The 17,502-nt window shown below is 68.5% G+C and carries 15 protein-coding genes; 4 read left to right on the forward strand and 11 right to left on the reverse strand.

Features of this window, described 5'->3' with window-relative positions; translation table 11 throughout:
* Positions 1 to 15: 15 nt before the first annotated feature.
* The 3 genes from H7J06_RS28745 to H7J06_RS28755 all read right to left on the reverse strand — a co-directional run bounded on the left by H7J06_RS28745 (position 16) and on the right by H7J06_RS28755 (position 2,832).
* Positions 16 to 984: a 2-hydroxyacid dehydrogenase gene (locus H7J06_RS28745; protein WP_264042852.1), complete on the reverse strand. Its 969-nt coding sequence runs from the start codon at positions 982 to 984 to the stop codon at positions 16 to 18.
* 4 nt (positions 985 to 988) lie between these two features.
* Positions 989 to 2,107: an alpha/beta hydrolase gene (locus tag H7J06_RS28750; protein ID WP_264042853.1), complete on the reverse strand. Its 1,119-nt coding sequence runs from the start codon at positions 2,105 to 2,107 to the stop codon at positions 989 to 991.
* A 104-nt stretch (positions 2,108 to 2,211) separates the two neighbouring features.
* Positions 2,212 to 2,832: a TetR/AcrR family transcriptional regulator gene (locus H7J06_RS28755; protein ID WP_264042854.1), complete on the reverse strand. Its 621-nt coding sequence runs from the start codon at positions 2,830 to 2,832 to the stop codon at positions 2,212 to 2,214.
* A 76-nt stretch (positions 2,833 to 2,908) separates the two neighbouring features.
* Between H7J06_RS28755 and H7J06_RS28760 the strand changes: the two genes are divergently transcribed.
* Both H7J06_RS28760 and H7J06_RS28765 read left to right on the forward strand, forming a co-directional pair.
* The gene (locus H7J06_RS28760) at positions 2,909 to 3,808 is read left to right on the forward strand and encodes an oxygenase MpaB family protein (protein WP_264042856.1); all 900 of its coding nucleotides are present in this window, start codon (positions 2,909 to 2,911) and stop codon (positions 3,806 to 3,808) included.
* A 27-nt stretch (positions 3,809 to 3,835) separates the two neighbouring features.
* A complete protein-coding gene (locus H7J06_RS28765; protein ID WP_264042858.1) occupies positions 3,836 to 4,765 on the forward strand; it encodes a class I SAM-dependent methyltransferase in 930 nt (309 codons plus the stop codon).
* On the opposite strand, the gene H7J06_RS28770 is transcribed toward H7J06_RS28765, so the two are convergent.
* The gene (locus tag H7J06_RS28770; RefSeq protein WP_264042860.1) at positions 4,755 to 6,563 is read right to left on the reverse strand and encodes an ArnT family glycosyltransferase; all 1,809 of its coding nucleotides are present in this window, start codon (positions 6,561 to 6,563) and stop codon (positions 4,755 to 4,757) included. The genes H7J06_RS28765 and H7J06_RS28770 overlap by 11 nt on opposite strands.
* 26 nt (positions 6,564 to 6,589) lie before the next feature.
* Complete coding sequence (locus H7J06_RS28775; protein WP_264042862.1) at positions 6,590 to 7,480, reverse strand: amidohydrolase family protein; 891 nt, start codon at positions 7,478 to 7,480, stop codon at positions 6,590 to 6,592.
* Between the two features lie 19 nt (positions 7,481 to 7,499).
* Here H7J06_RS28775 and H7J06_RS28780 point away from each other — a divergent pair, with 19 nt between their 5' ends.
* Positions 7,500 to 8,264: a trans-aconitate 2-methyltransferase gene (locus tag H7J06_RS28780; RefSeq protein WP_264042863.1), complete on the forward strand. Its 765-nt coding sequence runs from the start codon at positions 7,500 to 7,502 to the stop codon at positions 8,262 to 8,264.
* Positions 8,265 to 8,280: 16 nt separating this feature from the next.
* On the opposite strand, the gene H7J06_RS28785 is transcribed toward H7J06_RS28780, so the two are convergent.
* The 5 genes from H7J06_RS28785 to H7J06_RS28805 all read right to left on the reverse strand — a co-directional run bounded on the left by H7J06_RS28785 (position 8,281) and on the right by H7J06_RS28805 (position 14,349).
* A complete protein-coding gene (locus tag H7J06_RS28785; RefSeq protein WP_264042865.1) occupies positions 8,281 to 9,198 on the reverse strand; it encodes an LLM class F420-dependent oxidoreductase in 918 nt (305 codons plus the stop codon).
* A gap of 111 nt (positions 9,199 to 9,309) precedes the next feature.
* Positions 9,310 to 11,184, reverse strand: coding sequence for a sulfate adenylyltransferase subunit CysN (cysC, locus tag H7J06_RS28790; RefSeq protein WP_264042867.1), 1,875 nt, complete (start codon positions 11,182 to 11,184; stop codon positions 9,310 to 9,312).
* Positions 11,184 to 12,107: a sulfate adenylyltransferase subunit CysD gene (gene cysD / locus H7J06_RS28795; RefSeq protein WP_264042869.1), complete on the reverse strand. Its 924-nt coding sequence runs from the start codon at positions 12,105 to 12,107 to the stop codon at positions 11,184 to 11,186. The genes cysC and cysD overlap by 1 nt, the downstream gene beginning before the upstream one ends.
* Positions 12,104 to 12,904: a trehalose 2-sulfotransferase gene (stf0, locus tag H7J06_RS28800; protein ID WP_264042871.1), complete on the reverse strand. Its 801-nt coding sequence runs from the start codon at positions 12,902 to 12,904 to the stop codon at positions 12,104 to 12,106. Before stf0 ends, cysD begins: the two co-directional genes overlap by 4 nt.
* A gap of 77 nt (positions 12,905 to 12,981) precedes the next feature.
* Positions 12,982 to 14,349 (reverse strand): sulfatase family protein, encoded by a 1,368-nt coding sequence (locus tag H7J06_RS28805; RefSeq protein WP_264042873.1) that lies wholly within the window; start codon positions 14,347 to 14,349, stop codon positions 12,982 to 12,984.
* Between the two features lie 564 nt (positions 14,350 to 14,913).
* Between H7J06_RS28805 and H7J06_RS28810 the strand changes: the two genes are divergently transcribed.
* On the forward strand, positions 14,914 to 15,918 hold the full coding sequence (locus H7J06_RS28810; protein ID WP_264042875.1) for a serine/threonine protein phosphatase: 1,005 nt from the start codon (positions 14,914 to 14,916) through the stop codon (positions 15,916 to 15,918).
* A 157-nt stretch (positions 15,919 to 16,075) separates the two neighbouring features.
* On the opposite strand, the gene H7J06_RS28815 is transcribed toward H7J06_RS28810, so the two are convergent.
* Complete coding sequence (locus tag H7J06_RS28815; RefSeq protein WP_264042877.1) at positions 16,076 to 17,428, reverse strand: HNH endonuclease signature motif containing protein; 1,353 nt, start codon at positions 17,426 to 17,428, stop codon at positions 16,076 to 16,078.
* Between the last annotated feature and the right edge of the window lie 74 nt (positions 17,429 to 17,502).

Consider the following 17,502-nt stretch of genomic DNA (forward strand, 5'->3'; position numbering starts at 1 on the left):
GAGCGTACCTGGGCGTCAATCGGGCGCGACGGCGACCTCGTTTACCAGGTTCACCAAGTGCTCACCGTCGCGCAGGCGACGGCAGTCGTCGACGCCCACGGCGAGGTAGCGCCGCATGGTGTCGGCGGTGTACCAGGTGACGTGCGGTGTGACGACGACGTTCTCGAGCGTCAGCAAGGGGTTGTCCGGAGTCACGGGTTCGACGGCGAAGACGTCGAGTCCGGCGGCGGCCAGCCGGCCCTCCCGCAGCGCGGCGGACAGTGCCCGCTCGTCGACGATCGCGCCGCGCGAGGTGTTGACCAGTACCGCGCCGGGCTTCATCAGGGCCAGTTTCCCGGCGTCGAGCAGGGCCGAGGTCTGCTCCGTGAGCGGCAGGTGCAGCGACACCACGTCGCTGTCGGCGAGCAGTGCCGCCAAGGGTCGCCAGCCCGGGGTGCCGTCGTCCCGCGTGCTGGTGTGCACCACGTCGGCTCCCATGGCGGTCACGATCGTCTCGACCCGCTTGGCGACGTTGCCGTAGCCGATCAGCCCGACCGTGCAACTGCCGACGTCGCGGACGGTCTCGCCGAGTGCCGGATCGGACGGCCAGCCGCGGCCGTCGCGGGTCGCGGCGTCGAGGACCACCAGGCGGCGCAGGGCGGCGAGCATCAGCAGCACCGTGCCCTCGGCGACCGACGGGGCGTTGGCGCCGGGCATGTTGGCCACCCCGATGCCCAGTCGTGTCGCGGCGTCGACGTCGATGGTGTTGACTCCCGCTCCCAGCTTGTGCACCAGGCGGCAGCGCGTGGCGCGCTCGAGGTCCGTGCCGGACAGCGGGCGCAGGACGTGCCAGATCACCTCGGCGTCGGGCAGCTCGCGGTAGAACGTCTCGTCGTCGTCCTCGGCGCAGAACCGCACGTCGAGCCAATCAGACTCGGGCGCAAGCAGTTCGCGAACCTTGTCGCCAGGAGTGAAGTGGGCGAGAACTCTCACCGGAGGCCTCACCGGGCTACTTCCACCGCTTCGAAATCCACTTCGCGATCGTATCGGCCTGCTCGCTGCGCGCGCCGGGAGTGGTGAAGTAGTGGTCGGTGTCGATCGAGCACGGCGTCTTGTCGGTACTCGCCAGCGCGTCGAGGATGCGTCGGGCGTCGGACGGGTAGACCCCGGTGTCCTGTTCGGCGTTGATGATCAGGGCGGGGCAGTCGATGCGCGCCAGGTGCGGCTCCGCACTGGTTTGGGCGGTCCGAAGGCTCCACATGCCCAGCCAGCTGCGGAGCGTGCAGGCCGCCGCGATGCCGTGCGCCGACCGGTTCGCTCTGGCCGGTACCCCGGCGTAGCAGGTGTTGGGTGGCCGCTTGGTGGGTTCGAGCGCGGGGTCGACCATCCGCGGATCGGCCCAGGTGCGCATGACCGTGAAGGGGCGGTCTGAAAATCCAGCTGCCCGAACACGTTTGAGCTCGTCGTACACCCAGTCGGTGATGGCGTGGTTGCGCGCGGTCTGGGCGGAGCGGTAGCGCTCGACGAACTCGGCCGAGAACGGCGGTCCGTTGCGTTCGTCGAAGACGTCCACGGTGGCGTCGGTGGCCACGGGGTCGTTCTCGTCGACGACGGAGCCGTCCATCCACGCCGTGAGCACCTGGGGCCTGCCGGGGTGCGCGGCGCTGGCGACGTAGCCGTCGGCCGGGAGCAGGTCTGTGATCCCGGCAGCGGGTCGCATGCCCTCCATGGGTGTCACGTGCGGGTCGACGGCCTGCGCCTGGTAGGCGGCCATCAACGACCCGCCACCCGAATTGCCAAGCAGAACAATGGTTTCGAGATGCTGGACCTCGCGCAGCCACCGGATGCCGACGCCGACGTCGACCAGCGCGTGGTCGAGCAGGAAGCTGCTCTCGTTGCCACGGAAGCGGGTGTTCCAGCCCAGGAAGCCGATGCCGCGGGTCGCCATGTAGTCGGCGAGGTAGTGCTCGGAGAAGTCGACTTGGTAGTGGGTGGCGATCATGCCGATCTTCGGCTTGCGGCCGACGCCCCGGTGGTAGACGCCCTGGCACGGATGCCCACCCGAACCGGCCCGGCGAGCGGTGGGGGAGTCCAGGGCCACGAACTCGCGCAGAACTCCAGGTGTCATGGTGACGACCTCTCTGGCTCAACCGCACAGTCGACGATTCGGCTGATGGTAATTTCAGATTCGCCCGTTGACCAGACGATTCCCGTGCCGGATAGCGGAATTCGCTAGTGCCGGTCCCGCTCGCGCGCGGCGAGGCCGTCGAGCATGCGGGTCAGCTGAGAGACCAGCTGCGGCTGGCTGAGCGCGACGTCGCCCGAGACCCACGCGCTGATCGTCTGGGCGACTCCGCCGACGATGAAGTGGGCGGCCGACTTGGTCCATTCGTCGTCGGGTAGTGCGTAGGCGCTCGTCGCGTGTTCGCCGGACAGGATGGCGAAGAGGCCGCCGGCTTCGGACCGCTTGCGTGCCAGTACCGCATTGGTCAGCAGGGGGTTGAACAGGAGTCGTCCGACACGGGCGTCGACGGCGACCGCGTTGACCAGGTTGGCGACGCCCGCCCGGTTCTGCTCCTCGGGCGGTGCGGCGGCGACGGCGGCCTGGGTGGTGGCGGCGATGTCGGCGACCACCCGATCGAAGACGGCCGCGACCAGCGCGTCCTTGTCGGTGAAGCTCTCGTAGAAGTACCGGGCGGTGATGCCGGCCTCTGCGCAGACGGCGCGAACGGTGAGGTCGGGCGGGCTGTCGGAACCTCCGAGCAGTTCGAGGCCCGCGTCGAGCAGGCGGCGCCTGCGCTCGGCCACGCGGTCGCGTGCCTGCACGCCGCGGTAGGGCCGGACGTCCGTCATGGGTCGATCTTGACACCTGGCGGCCGCCGGGAGCAATATCTGGAAACATTCGTTGTCAGATATGAGGGGTGGACCCATGGCGGTCGGCAACAGTCACGTCGAGCGTGCGATCAATGCACCCGCCGCACCCTCGGCGCGGCGTCGACCGCGCCGGCGGCGCGGTCCGACCGTCGACGAGGGGCTGCTCGGAGTGGGTCTGCTGCTCGGGCCCGCGAACGTCATCATGCAGCTGGCCAGGCCGGGCGTGGGCTACGGCGTGCTGGAGAGTCGCGTCGAGAGCGGCCGGGTCGACCTGCATCCGATCAAGCGGGCGCGCACCACGTTCACCTACCTGGCCGTCGCGGGCCGGGGCAGCGACGAGCAGAAGGCCGCCTTCCGCCGCGCGGTGAACAACGCCCACGCGCAGGTGTACTCCACCGACGAGAGCCCGGTGACGTACCACGCCTTCGACAAGGACCTGCAGATGTGGGTGGCCGCCTGCCTGTACAAGGGCGCCGTGGACTCCTACCGCACGTTCGTCGGCGAAATGGACGACGAGACCGCCGATCGGCACTACGCGGAGGGCAGTTCGCTCGGCACCACGCTGCAGGTGCCGCTGGAGATGTGGCCGGCCGACCGGGCCGCCTTCGACGCGTACTGGGAGGAGCAGCTGGCGAAGGTGCACATCGACGACACGGTCCGGGAGTACCTGTACCCGATCGCCGCGAGCCGGATCCGCGGGGTGCGGCTGCCGGGACCGCTGCAGCGCCGCAACGAAGCACTGGCCCTGTTGATCACGACGGGCTTTCTCCCGCAACGCTTTCGGGACGAAATGCGGCTGCCGTGGGATGCCCGTCGTCAGCGTCGCTTCGACCGGTTGATGGCACTGTTGCGCACCGCCACCCACCTGACGCCGCGCCCCGTCCGGCAGTTCCCGTTCAACGTCCTGCTCAAGGATCTCGACTGGCGCATCAAGACCGGTCGCCCGTTGGTGTAGTCGGGGTGCGGGCGTATCGTCGGCTGAGTGCGACCCGACGGCGACGAACGAGACACGTGGGACATCACCACCAGCGTTGGCTCGACAGCCCTGTTCGTCGCCGCGGCAAGGGCTTTGGAGGCCAAGCGTCCCGAACCCCTGGTGCTCGACCCCTACGCCGAGGCCTTCTGCCGGGCGGCCGGAGGCGAGTGGTCCGACATGATGGACGGCCACGCGTCGGGCAGCCACGGCAGGCAACTGCTCGAGGGCGACTTCGGCGGGTACTTCGTGTCCTTTCAGGCCGCCAGGACGAAGTACTTCGACGCCTACTTCGCCGACGCCGTCGCCGCGGGCGTGCGACAGGTCGTGATCGTCGCGGCGGGCCTCGACTCGCGCGCGTACCGGCTGCCGTGGGCCGACGGCACGGTGATCTTCGAGCTCGACCAGCCCAAGGTGCTGGCGTTCAAGCGGGAAGTCATGGCCCAACTCGGCGACTCGCCACGCGCCGACCGGCGCGAGGTCGCCGTCGACCTGCGCGACGACTGGCCGCGGGCGCTCGCCGACGCCGGCTTCGACCCGTCGGCACCCACCGCGTGGATCGCCGAAGGCCTGCTGATCTACCTTCCCGCGGCGGCGCAGGACCAGTTGTTCGCCGGAATGGACGGCCTGTCGGCTCCGGGCAGCCGGATCGCCGTGGAGGAGGGCAGGCCCATGCCTGCGCCAGTGTTCGAGGCCAAGCAGCAGGAGGAACGCGACGCCGGCCAAGAGGGCACCTTCTTCACGCTGATCTACAACGAGCAGATCGCGCCCGCCGACGAGTGGTTCGGCGCCCGCGGGTGGCACGCCAGGCCGACGCCCCTGGCCACGTACCTGGCCGCCGTCGGGCGACCGATCCCGGCCGACGATCCCGACGCCGGCCCGATGGCAGCGGCGAACAGTTTGGTCAGCGCGGTCAAGGATCGAGCCGTCACGGACTGAGGCGGTACACCAGCGACGTACCGACCGGGATCCCCGGATAGTGGGCGTCCACCCAGTCGGCGATCTCCCTGACGTGGGACGGGCCGTGGTTCTCCGACCGGATCACCGGACCCTCCGGTCGCGCCGCGCCGCCACGGCCGGCCTCCACGTAGTAGGCGACTCGGCCGGCGTGCACGTCGTCGACGAACTGGGCGAGGGTGGGCGTCGGGTCGCCGCTCCACCCGCCGATCGCCATCACCGACGTCCCGGTGGCCAGTTCCAGTGCCGCCGCCGACTGCGACCCGTTGGTGGCCGCCGACCACCGGGTCGTGGTCGCCGTGAGCATGGCGGCCAGCGTTGGGTTGGTGGCCTCGTCGCCGGTCCAGCCGCCGACGGTGTGCGGGCTCTGGCCCGGTCCGGCGACGGCGGTGGGGACGGCCCCGTGATGCGGCGTCGCGACCGTCGCGAACGTGAACGCGACCGTGCCCGCCACCGCTGCCGCCGCCCCCGCGACGAGCCCCGCCGTCATCGGCTTGAGCCGCCCGACCAGGATGCTCACCGATGCCACCAGCCACGTGGCGAGGACGACTCCGGGTAGCCACCGCGGCCCGAAGTGATTCTGGTGCAACAGGATCCACGACCACCAAGCGCCGAGTCCCGTCAGGGCGACCATGGCCAGCCGGCCGTCCCACGCCGCCCGAAACCGCCAGGCCCACATGCAGCCCAGTCCCACCGTCGCGCCGACCGCCGGCGCCATGGCGGCGGTGTAGTACGGATGGATCGTGCCGTTCATGAGGCTGAAGACCAGGCTCGTCACCAGAAGCCAGCCACCCCACGACAGGAGGGCCGCCCACTCCGTGCGGTCCAGTCGCCCGCGCGCGGCGAGGTAGGCGCCGTAGGCCACGGCGAACAGGGCGGCGGGCAGCAGCCAGGAGATCTCGTTCGCCATCTCGGTGACGAACAGCCGGTGCAGACCCGTCGCCGTGCTCCGCGGGCCGAGTGTTGGCCCGTCCCAGTCCGATCCGCGTCCGACCAGTCGGCTCATCCCGTTATACCCGAACGCGAGGTTGAGCACGGAGTCGTCGGTCGAGCCGCCGACGTAGGGCCGCGAGCCCACGGGCGTCAGCTGCACGGCGAGCACCCACCAACCCGCCGCGAGCACCAGCGCTGCCGCTCCGGCGGCGACGTGCAGCAGCCGACTACGCCACGTCGTCGGCGCGGCCACCAGGTAGGCGAGGCCGAATCCGGGCAGCACGAGGAAACCCTGCAGCATCTTGGTCAAGAACGCCGCACCCATCACCAGCCCGACCGCGGCCAGCCACCGCCACGACGCCGCCTGCACGGCGCGGGCCAGGCAGTAGGCCGCGACGACGAGCAGCAGGACCAGCAAGGCGTCCGGGTTGTTGAACCGAAACACGAGCGCCGCGGCAGGCGTGCAGGCCAGGACCGCACCGGCGATCAGACCGGCGGCTGCGCCCTGATCGAGGTCGGGCACCGCGCGGCGGACGGCCGCGACGAGCGTCCCCACCGCGGCCACCCCCATCACGGCCTGGGGAGCCAGCACCGCCCACGAGTTCATCCCGAACACCCGCACGGACAACCCCGTCACCCAGAGCGAGGCCGGGGGCTTGTCGACGGTGATGAAGTCACCGGCGTCGAGCGAACCGAAGAACCACGCCGACCAACTTCGCGATCCGGCTTGCGCCGCGGCGGCGTAGAAGGCGTTGCCGTAGCCGGATTCGGACAGGTTGGGCAGGTACACGGCGGCGGTACCCGCCAGCAGAACGGCGAGTCCCCACCGCGGCCACCGGCTAGTCACGGAAAGCAGCTAACCGTCAGACGCTGTCAATCCGCTGTAGTGCCAAGCCCGAAGAGTTCGGCGGCGTTGTCGTGGAACACGCCGCGCAGCCAGTCGTCGTCCACGCCGCCCAGCTCGGTCAGCACCCGCATGGCCTCGACGTAACCGTAGGGGATGTTGGGGAAGTCACTGCCGAACACGATGCGATCACCGAGTGCCAGCAGCCGCGGCCCCTCCGACGGCGGAAACGGATGTGTCTCCTCGACGAACGGCGTGAAGGCCATCGTCGTGTCGAGCCTGACGTCGGGGTAGCTCTCGGCGAGTGAGAGGAAGTCGCCGTACTCCGGCATGCCCATGTGGGCCACGACGAGCCGCAGCCGGGGGTGTCGGGCCAGCACCGCCCGAATAGGGTCGGGTCCGGTGTGCAGGCCGGGCTGCGGCCCGGAACCGCAGTGGATGACGACGGGTGTCCCGGCCTCTGCGACGACGCCCCAGACCGGGTCGAGCAGTGGGTCGGTGGGGTCGTAGCCGCCGACCTGGACGTGGGCCTTGAACACCCGGGTGCCGCCGTCGATCGCGGCGGTGACGTACTCGGTGGCGCCCGCTTCCGGGTAGAAGGTCGCGGTGGCCAGACAGTCCGGCGTGGTCGACGCGAATTGGGCCGCCCACTGATTCAGCCACGCGGCCATGTCGGGTTTGTGGGGATAGACCAGCGAGGTGAAGGCGCGGACTCCGAAGCTACGCAGCGTCCGGAGGCGGTCGGCCTCGTCGGTGCGGTACGCGATGGGCCAGGCGCGGCCGACGAGGGGCCCGGCGGCGTCGAAGTACTGCCACACCTTGTCCATCACGCGCTTGGGCATGAAGTGGGTGTGGACGTCGACCACACCCGGTATCCCGAGCGGTTCCCAGATCGCACGTACGTCGGCTGATTCGTCCATCGTCAGACAGGATGTCACCATGTGGAATCCCGACGTGTACCTGGCCTTCGCAGACCACCGCGGTCGACCGTTCTACGAGTTGCTGTCGCGGGTGCGGGCCGAGTCGCCGCGCCGCGTCGTCGACCTGGGGTGCGGGCCGGGGAACCTGACCGTGACGCTGGCGGAGCGCTGGCCCGACGCCGTCGTCGAGGCGGTCGACAGCTCGCAGGAGATGGTCGACGCGGCACGCGAGCGCGGGCTGGACGCCACCCTCGGCGACCTGGAGGCGTGGACGCCGAGGCCCGACACCGACGTCCTGGTGAGCAACGCCGCGCTGCAGTGGGTGCCGTCGCATCGGGAGCTGCTGCGACGTTGGGCCGGCGAACTACCCGCCGGCGCGTGGATCGCGGTGCAGGTGCCGGGCAACTTCGACGAACCGTCGCACGCCGCGGTCCGCGAGCTGGCCAGCAGCCCGCGGTGGGTGGACGCGTTGGGCGACATCCCCTTTCGCGTCGGCAAGGTGGTCGACTCGGCCGTCGAATACGCGGGGATGCTCACCGACGCCGGTTGTACGGTCGACACGTGGGAGACCACCTACGTGCACGAACTCACCGGTGAGCACCCGGTATTGGACTGGATCACCGGTACCGCGCTCACTCCGGTGAAGAGTGCACTCGGAGAAGACGATTGGCAGCGGTTCCGCAGCGAGCTGATCCCCATGCTGGCCGAGAGGTACCCGGCCCGGCCGGACGGGCGCACGTTCTTCCCGTTCCGCCGGATCTTCGTCGTGGCGCAAGTGGGCTAGCCGCCCCTGCACACGCTCACGCCGGAAGCAGCGGCTTTACCGCCTCGGCCACCGCCGCGACGGCGCCGGGCGTGTAGTTCGGCATGTTGAAGATGATGCCGCCGACGCCCTGGTCGAACACCTTGGCCTTGATCTGCTCGGCAATGGCCTCGGGGCTACCGATTGCGGTGCGCTGCCGACTGCCCTCCGGCACGTCGTCGAGAGTGGCCTTCTCGTCGACGATCACGGTGATGAGCGTGCTGGTCTCCAGAGTGGCGGGGTCGCGACCGACGTCCTCGCAACGCCGCCTGACCACCTCGACCTTGCCGGGTAGGTCGTCGAATCCGGCAATGAGATTCAGATGGTCGAAGTGCTTGACCGCCAACGGAATCGTCTTCTTCTCACCGCTGCCGCCGATCATCAGTGGGATGTGGTCGCGGTAGCGGGGCTCGGCCATCGCCTCCTGCGTCCGGTAGTACCTTCCGGAGAACGTCGGTCGTTCTCCCTTGAGCATGGGCAGGATGATCTCGAGCGCCTCGCCCAGCTTGTTGAACCGATCGGTGAAGGTGCCGAACTCGTAACCCAGCTGATCGTGCTCGAGCTCGAACCAGCCGGCGCCCAGGCCCAGGATGGCGCGGCCCTGGCTGATCACGTCGAGCGTGGTGATCGCCTTGGCCAGCAGGGTGGGATTGCGGTAGGTGTTGCCCGTGACGAGGGTGCCGAGCTGGACGTTCTCGGTGGCCGTCGCCAGGGCGCCCAGCGCGGTGTAGGCCTCCAGCATCGGCTGGTCGGGGGTTCCGAGACCGGGCAGCTGGTAGAAGTGGTCCATCAGATAAACCGAGTCGAATCCGGCGGCGTCGGCCTCGCGAGCCTGGGCCACGACGGTCGGGAAGAGCTGCTCGACACCAGTGCCGTAGGAGAAGTTCGGGATCTGATAGCCAAGTTTGATGGTCATGCGTCGACCTTAGCCAGAGCGTGCCTGCCCGTGAATGACGTTACGCTGCGTGCGAAGCGGGAATAAACGGCCGCCGACGTGCCGCCGCCGAATCCGAGGGCGAGCCTCTCCCTATGCGCCGTCGCGCTTGACCCGGAGCACCTCGAGCACCTTGGCGACCAGGTCGTCGATGTCGGCACCCGTGGTGTCGAGCACCAGGTCGGCGTTCTCCGGCGGTTCGTAGGGTGCGTCGACGCCGGTGAGGCCCTTGAGTTCGCCGGCCCGCGCCTTGGCGTAGAGGCCCTTGGGATCGCGCTTCTCGCACTCCTCGACCGAGGTGCAGATGTACACCTCGACGAACGGCAGCTTCGCGGCGTCGCTGAGCGCCCTGGCCACGTCCCGGTCGGACTTCAGCGGTGACACCAGCGAGGCCAACGCCACCACTCCGGCGTCGGCGAACAGTCGCGTCAAATGACCGACGCGCCTGATGTTCTCGGTCCGGTCGCCGGCCGCGAAGCCGAGGTCGTCGGACAGTCCGTGGCGGATGTTGTCACCGTCGAGCAGGTAGGCGACGTCGCCGGCCTCGACGAGCGCGCGCTCGACGGCGACCGCGAGGGTCGACTTGCCGGATGCGGGCAGGCCGGTGAACCAGATGGTGGCACCGCGCTGGCCGGTCGCCTTCCATCGATGCTCGCGATCCAGAGCAGAAGGGTGCCAACGGATGTCGTTGCGCGTCTGGGAGCCCGGCTTGACTTCGCGCGGCTCGATGATGGTGCCGGCGCCGATCGTGTCGTTGGACGTCTCGTCGATCAGGATGAACGCGCCGCTGTCGCGGTTGTCGGAGTAGGGGTCGGCGACCACCACCGAACTCGTGCGCAGCGTCACCGCGCCGATGTCGTTGATGGACAACTCGACCGGGTTGTCCAGTTCGTCGAGCGTCTCGGGATCCAAGCGGGTGTGCAGGGCCTGAACCGTCGCGCGGACCGTCTTGCTGGTCTGCTTCAGGGCGACCCGGTCGCCGGCCCGCAACGGGGTTTCGGTGAACCAGCACACGGTCGCGTCGAGCTCGCGGGCCAGCACCGGCAGGGCGGCGTCGTCCGCGCCGCTGACGAAGACGTCACCACGGCCGACGTCGATGTCGTCGGCCAATTCGATCGAGACCGACAGTGGCGCAACGGCCGTCGTGCGCTCGTCGTCCAGGGTGTCGACCGCGGTGACCGTCGAGCGGGTGCCGGCCGGAAGTGACACGATCGCGTCGCCGACGCTGACCGTGCCGGCCGCCAGCCGCCCGGTGTAACGCCGTCGCTCCTCGGCCGTCGGCCGCGACACCCACTGGATCGGGAATCGCAGCTTGGCCGCCTCGGGCTGCGGTGCGGACAGCTCGACGCCCTCGAGGTACTCCAGCAGCGTCGGCCCCGGGTACCAGGGAGTGTTCTCCGAGCGATGCACGACGTTGTCCCCGTGCTTGGCGGCGATGGGGATCACGGACAGTTCGGCCCCGCCCAGGCGCGCGGCCATCTGCTGCAGTTCGCCGGCGACCTCGTCGAACCGGTTCTGGTCGAAGTCGACCAGGTCGATCTTGTTCACCGTGGCGACGAAGTGCTTGATGCCCAACAGCTTTGCGATCCTGGCGTGTCGGCGGGTCTGCCGCAGCACCCCGGCTCGAGCGTCGACCAGGAGGATGGCGACGTGGGCGTTGGACGCCCCGGTGAACATGTTTCGCGTGTACCGCTCGTGCCCCGGGGTGTCGGCCAGGATGTAGCTGCGCGTGTCGGTGGAGAAGAACCGGTACGCCACGTCGATCGTGATGCCCTGCTCGCGTTCGGCCCGCAGCCCGTCCGACAGTGCCGCCAGGTCGGCGATGCCCTCGTCGTCGGTGACGGCTTCGAGGTGGTCGAGCGGCAGGCTGTCGGTGTCGTGCATGAGCCGGCCGATCAGGGTGCTCTTGCCGTCGTCGACGGATCCGGCGGTGGCGATGCGAAGCAGTTGTCGGGTGGTCGACGTCATCAGAAATACCCCTCGCGCTTGCGGTCTTCCATCGCCGCCACGGACGTGCGGTCGTCGGCGCGGGTCTCGCCGCGTTCGGACACCGTGGCCGCGGAGATCTCGGTGATGACACCGGCGATGTCGGTGGCGTGGCTGCGAACGGCTCCGGTGATGGTGAGGTCGCCGACGGTGCGGTAGCGGACCCATTCGACGGCGGAGCTCTCGTCGCCTTCGGGCTGAACGTACTTCGACACCGCGAGCAGGATCCCGTCCCTGGCGACCACCTCGCGCTGGTGCGCGAAGTAGATCGACGGCAGTTCAAGGCCTTCCAATTCGATGTAGCGCCAAATGTCGAGCTCGGTCCAGTTGCTCAGGGGGAACACCCTGACCTGTTCGCCCTTCTTGATCCGGCCGTTGTACAGCGACCACGGTTCCGGGCGCTGCGACCGCGGATCCCACTGGCCGAACTCGTCGCGGAAGCTCAGAATGCGTTCCTTGGCCCTGGCGCGTTCCTCGTCGCGGCGCGCCCCGCCGAAGGCGGCGTCGAAGCCGCCGGCTTCCAGGGCGTCGAGCAGCGTGCGGGTCTGCAGGCGGTTGCGGGATCCGGCGGGGCCGCCGACCTCCTGGACGCGACCGCTGTCGATGGACTCCTGCACCGAGCCGACGATCAGCTTGTGGCCGTGTTCGGCGAGGCGGCGGTCACGAAACTCGATCACTTCGTCGAAGTTGTGCCCGGTGTCGACGTGCAACACCGGAAACGGCAGCGGCGACGGGCGAAAGGCCTTCTCCGCCAACCGGAGCAGCACGATCGAGTCCTTGCCGGCGGAGAACAGCAGTACCGGCCGCTGCAGTTCGGCGACCACCTCGCGGATGATGTGCACCGACTCGGCCTCGAGCAGCCGTAGCTCGTCGACCTGAGTGGCGTCGTGGGTGTCAACGGTCATGTGGGCAGGCCCTCCCTCTCCGCATCCCTGCGATAACGTTCGACCCAGTCGTCGGATCGCTGGTCGGCCTGGCGTTCGAGCACGGGCGCGGGGGCCAACCGCGGATCAAGCCCCAACGCCTCCAGCACGGTACCGACGACCTCGGTGAGATTGCGCCACAGCACGGGATACGAAACGTCGATCGGGGTAATTCGTTCCTCCGCAAACCATGCTCGCCACGCGTCCTCCTGGGCGCGCAGCATCGTCACGACGTGCGCGATGGCTCCTGCGTGGTACTCGGCCCTGGCGTCGCGCACGGGGTCCGGACGTCCCCGCCATACCCGCGTCTGCACGGCGCGCCAGAACGACACCGCCTGCGACACGACGTCCGGGCGGTAGACGTGGACGAGCACCGGGTCGGAGCCGACGACGTCGCGGATCGCCGACAGCAGCCCGGTTCCGGAGCGGTCCGGCAGCCCTTCGGCGCGCTGCATCAGCAGCGGGGTCTGGTTCCACATCAGCTTGCCGCCCCAGACGCCGTTGGGCGTGCGTCCGACGGTGCGGATGTAGTCGCGCCAGATCTCCGGCGGTGCCAGGTCCGGCTTGCCCTCGTCGAGCGGGTCGAGCAGACGCATGATCGACTCGTCGCCGGCCTCGGCGAACCACTCCCGCGGCTGGGGTGACTGACTGGTCGTCGGCAGGTACTGGAAGAACTCCTGCGGCTCGCCGGCGACTCCCGTCGCGCGCAGCGACTCGACCAGAAGGGTGCTGCCGCTGCGCTGCGAGGCGAGCACCAGATATGCGGTCGGGGAGGGCATGCGCGTGAGCCTAACCGGAGGAAAATGGGGTTGCATATTCGCCCATGGCGGCGATCTTCAACTCGTCACGAGCAAAACTATTGCGGTATCCGGACTTGGTCGTCGATCCCGCGTTCGGTAGCCAGTGCGGACCGGCTGGGCAATTGTATTCCCTTGATGTGCAAGTAGGTTTCGGTATATCTGGCGGAGATGCGCGTCCCGGCGAACTCGGACGGGATGACGTCGTTGGTCTTTTCTCGCCAATCGTTGAGCAGCATCGACATCTCGTTTGCCACGGCCTCGGACTCGCTGCTCACCACACCGGTCAACAGGTTGTTGCGCTCGGTGGGATCGGTGCGCAAGTCGTAGAGCTCACGACTGGGCCGCGGCGCCGAACTCAACGGAGCCACCGCCTTGCCCGGTGCGCTTTCCTCGATGTCCAACGGCAGATCCAGCAGCGGCCGGGTCGCGTAGTTCTCGATGTAGCTGAAGTCGGTCGTCCTGATCGCTCGGATCGGATCGAAGGAATCGTGATAGGTCTTCGTGGTGTAGACCTCCGAACGGACCGGAATGGATTCACCGATTCCGTCGAGGAGGTTGGCCGCATGCGACAGCCCGTCCACGTCGTCCGGTACCGGCAGCCCCAGCAGCCCGAGCAGGGTTGGCACCAGGTCGACGCCGCTGAAGAGGTCCTCGTACGTCCGACCCGGTGCGCCGAACCGCGTCGGTGGCCGGACGATCGTCGCGATGCCGGTGCCCGCGTCGTACAGCGTCGACTTGGCACGGGGGAGGGCAGGACCGTGATCGGTGAGGAACACCACCCACGTCGTGGCGTCGAGCCCCGTTTCGGCCAGGGTGTCGAGCAGTTGACCCACCGCGGCGTCGGCGACGGTGATCGAGCCGTAGAAGTCGGCGAGGTCCTCCCGCACGCCAGGCAGGTCGGGCAGGTAGTCGGGCAGCTCGACGGTGTGGGCGTCGGCGGGCTGATACCGCTCCGGCGGATAGGGCCGGTGCGTCTCGAAGAACCCCGCGGTCAGCAGGAACGGCGTCGACGGTGCCTGCCGCAGCCAGGTGGTGGCCTTCTCGACGACGTACTCGCAGTACGAATTCGACACGTCGTACTCGTCGAAGCCGAGCCGGGCCGGGAACGAGGTCTCGTGCTGCATGCCGAAAAGTGCCGTGTATAAACCCGATTCGCCCAGTATCTGCGGCAGCGTGCGCACCCCTGCGCGGTACTCCCAACCATGGTGGGCCAGCCCCACCAACCCGTTGCTCTGCGGGTAGCGGCCGGTGAACAGCGAGCCCCGCGACGGTGAGCACAGCGGGGCGGTGGCGTGCGACCGCGTGAAGAGGATTCCCTCGGCGGCGAGCTGATCCAGCCGGGGGCTGGACACGTCGTCGTGGCCGTAGGCGCCGAGATACCGTCCGAGGTCGTGCCAGTGCACGAGGAGCACGTTGTCGGTCATCGTTGCTATACCGAACAGGGTCAGCGGCGAATCGGCAACCGTTGAGCTCGTGTCGACGTGAACGTGTCGTGTTCCGGAGCTGACGAATTTCGGGCAAAACGGCGGGTTGAGTCCACGTCTCGTGCTGTGATGAACCGATGGCAGCAAACTCTTACGGGGTGGCTCGATCCTCCGTCGTCGCGGCAATGCTGGGGTTGGCGGCGATGGGTGCGACTGCTCCGGCAAACGCCGATCCCACCGATCCAAATGACCCAGCCTGTGCGACTCAGCCCTGGGCCTTCGCATGCCAGGGCGGTGTGTACGACACTCCGCCGCCCATGCCGCCGCCACCGCCGCCGATGCCCCCGCCGATGGGTAGTGGTTTACCGGGAAGCATGATGCCCAACGGCGCGCCCTACGAGGGAGGGTCGCCCGCGGGTGGCATGCCCGGAATGGCAGGGGGAGTTCCCGGCATGCCGGGGTCGATCTGACGCGCGCACGTTTCACGTTCGACCGCGCAAGCATGATCAGAGGTGGCGCCCATTACCCGGCCTGAAGCGGTCTGGTCGGTGACACAATCGTGCAGTGACGGCCACCAGAACTGCGCGCTACGACAAACTTTCGGCGTTTCTGGCCTCCTGCAGCGATTTTGAGCTCGTTGAGCTGATGGGCACCGGTCGAGTTACGAGCGTGGGTGTGGGCGGGGAATCAGGGATCGTCGCCGTCGACGGCGTGCCGGTTTTCACCAAGCGGATCCCACTATCGGACCGCGAGGTCGCCAACCAGGGCTCCACGGCGAACCTCTTCGACCTGCCGGTGTACTGCCAGTACGGCATGGGTGGACCGGGTTTCAACGCCTGGCGCGAGCTGGCCGCGAACGTCGTCGTCACCAACGCCGTGCTCGCCGGGGAGACGCAATCGTTCCCGGTGCTCCACCACTGGCGGGTACTACCCGGTCGGTCGCCGATCGCAGCCGAACACGCCGACATCGACAGCGTCGTCGCCGCCCAAGATGGTCACCCGGCCGTGCGGACCCGTCTGGAAGCGCTGGCTACCGCAACGTGCAGTCTCGTGCTGTTCTGCGAGTACGTCCCGTACCCGATGGCGGATTGGTTGCGAGACGACCCGGCCGGTAAGGCCGTCACGGTCGAACGGCAGCTTTCGGAGATCGTGACGTTTCTGCGGGATCGGGAGTTGCTGCACATGGACGGGCATTTCGGCAACATGCGCACCGACGAGGAGCGGATCTATCTCTGCGACTTCGGGCTGGCCACGTCGCCGCACTTCGAGCTGTCGGCCGCTGAACGCGACTTCGTTGGACGACACGTCACGCATGACGCCGGCTACGCCGCGATGCGACTGGTCGATTGGCTGGTGACCGATGTCTGCGACATTCCGATCTCGCGCAGTGCCGGGGGCACAGTCGCCCGTGATTACATCGTTCAGTGCGCCGCTGGGCGCATACCGGAGGATGTGCCCCCGATGGTCGCCGCGATCTTGAGCAGGCATGCACCCGCTGCCGTAAAGATGAACGCCTTCTATAGGAGCTTGTTCGACGGCGACCTCCATGCGGACTACCCCGAGATATGAGGGAGTGCGAGCGGCTGGGAGCTGTCGCCAAGGCGTGGCACAGCCTTTCCCGGCCGAAGCCACTGGCTGGCCCCTTCCGTGGTGTATCACCCGGCTTGGCGGACGCCCGGTGGCCGACATCCGGTCGTCACGAGCCAACTCGGTGAATCACGCGTGCCTACGGCCCCGGTGTGGCCAGCAGCCGTTCGGGGTGGTGGAGGTAGTTGATTCGGGCTTGCCCGACGTCGAGTTGCGGGGGTGGGATCCACTCGACGACACCGTCTCTGAGTTGGACGGTCCAGCCGTGTTCGGCGAGGCGGTTGTCCGCTCCGCAGGCCAGGACTACGTCGTCGATGTTGGTGTGGCCGTTCTCGGCCCAGGCGGTGGTGTGGTGCACCTGGGTGCCGTACCCGGGGACGGTGCAGCCGGGTTTGGTGCACCCACGGTCCCGCGCATGGAGCACGATCCGTTGTCCTGCTGAGGCGAGGCGTTTGGTGCGGCCGAGGTAGAGGGCTTCGGTGGTGTGTTTGTCGAACACCGCCAGGTAGTGGTGGGCGTGGGCGGCCATTCTGATCAGGTCGGCCATCGGCAGCAGGGATCCACCACCGGTGACCCCGCTGCCGCGGGCGGCTTCCAGGTCGTGCAGGGTGGTGGACACGATAACGGTCACCGGTAAGCCGTTGTGCTGGCCCAGTTCACCCGAACTCAACACCGACCGTCCGATGGCGATGAGCGCGTCGTGGGTGCGTTGCCCGACGCTGCGGTCGTCGGCGTCGATCTGCTCCTGCGACGGTGTCCCCGAGATTCGGGGTTCGTGATCAGCCGGGTTGCACATGCCGGGGGCGGCGAGTTTCGCGAGGATCGGCTCCAGGGTCGCCCTCGCTTCGGGGTCGAGCAGCCCGGTGATGCGGCTCATCCCGTCGGCCTGCTGCGGCCCGATCGTCAACGATCGTTTCCGCGCCCGGTCCCGGTCGTCGGGTTCGGGTCCGTCTTGGTCGATCGCGGCGGCCAGCTTCTCGGCGACCTTCTTCACCTCCTCGGGCCCGGTGCCGGACCCGACGACCACCAAGGTCTTCTCCGAGAGCTCCCGAACCTCGGGGTCCACCCACGTCGGCAGCTTGTCCAGAAACGACCGGATCTCGGTGACGTGTTCGGGTCCGATCGCCCCGGACTGCTGTGCGGTGGCGGTGGGGGCCAGCTTCGGGGCCAACGGTTGCCCGTTGAACGCCGTCCGCGGCCCGAGATCCTCGGCCTCATGGAGCCGGCGGCGGACCTCCTTGCCCGAGATCCGCAACCGCTGCGTCAGCACCGACCCCAACGACTTCGCACCCAACTCCACCGGGGAGGCCTCTCGCTGCAGCCGGGCGATCACCCGGTGCCCGACCGTCGGCAGCTGCCACGTCACCGTCTCCAGTTCACCCAGCAACTCCACCAATTCGAGGTGGGTGAACTGGTCACAGTCGAGGTCGGCGAGTTCGGCGACGGCGGCCACCAGCGAGGCAACTGCCGCGGTAACCCGATCCGAACTCATACTCGAACACTAGTACGAGCCACCGACAAGAAATCCGCGTGAAACCACAGTGGCACAAGGGAACTCGCGCTCCA

Source organism: Mycolicibacterium hodleri (genome assembly GCF_025822245.1).
In the GTDB taxonomy this organism is placed as follows: Bacteria; Actinomycetota; Actinomycetes; order Mycobacteriales; family Mycobacteriaceae; genus Mycobacterium; species Mycobacterium hodleri.

Coding starts and splice junctions, on each gene's coding strand:
- H7J06_RS28750 (WP_264042853.1), bottom strand. CDS start 2,107: ATGACACCTGGAGTTCTGCGCGAGTTCGTGGCCCTGGACTCCCCCACC.
- H7J06_RS28755 (WP_264042854.1), bottom strand. CDS start 2,832: ATGACGGACGTCCGGCCCTACCGCGGCGTGCAGGCACGCGACCGCGTG.
- H7J06_RS28760 (WP_264042856.1), top strand. CDS start 2,909: ATGGCGGTCGGCAACAGTCACGTCGAGCGTGCGATCAATGCACCCGCC.
- H7J06_RS28775 (WP_264042862.1), bottom strand. CDS start 7,480: ATGGACGAATCAGCCGACGTACGTGCGATCTGGGAACCGCTCGGGATA.
- H7J06_RS28780 (WP_264042863.1), top strand. CDS start 7,500: ATGTGGAATCCCGACGTGTACCTGGCCTTCGCAGACCACCGCGGTCGA.
- H7J06_RS28785 (WP_264042865.1), bottom strand. CDS start 9,198: ATGACCATCAAACTTGGCTATCAGATCCCGAACTTCTCCTACGGCACT.
- cysC (WP_264042867.1), bottom strand. CDS start 11,184: ATGACGTCGACCACCCGACAACTGCTTCGCATCGCCACCGCCGGATCC.
- cysD (WP_264042869.1), bottom strand. CDS start 12,107: ATGACCGTTGACACCCACGACGCCACTCAGGTCGACGAGCTACGGCTG.
- stf0 (WP_264042871.1), bottom strand. CDS start 12,904: ATGCCCTCCCCGACCGCATATCTGGTGCTCGCCTCGCAGCGCAGCGGC.
- H7J06_RS28805 (WP_264042873.1), bottom strand. CDS start 14,349: ATGACCGACAACGTGCTCCTCGTGCACTGGCACGACCTCGGACGGTAT.
- H7J06_RS28815 (WP_264042877.1), bottom strand. CDS start 17,428: ATGAGTTCGGATCGGGTTACCGCGGCAGTTGCCTCGCTGGTGGCCGCC.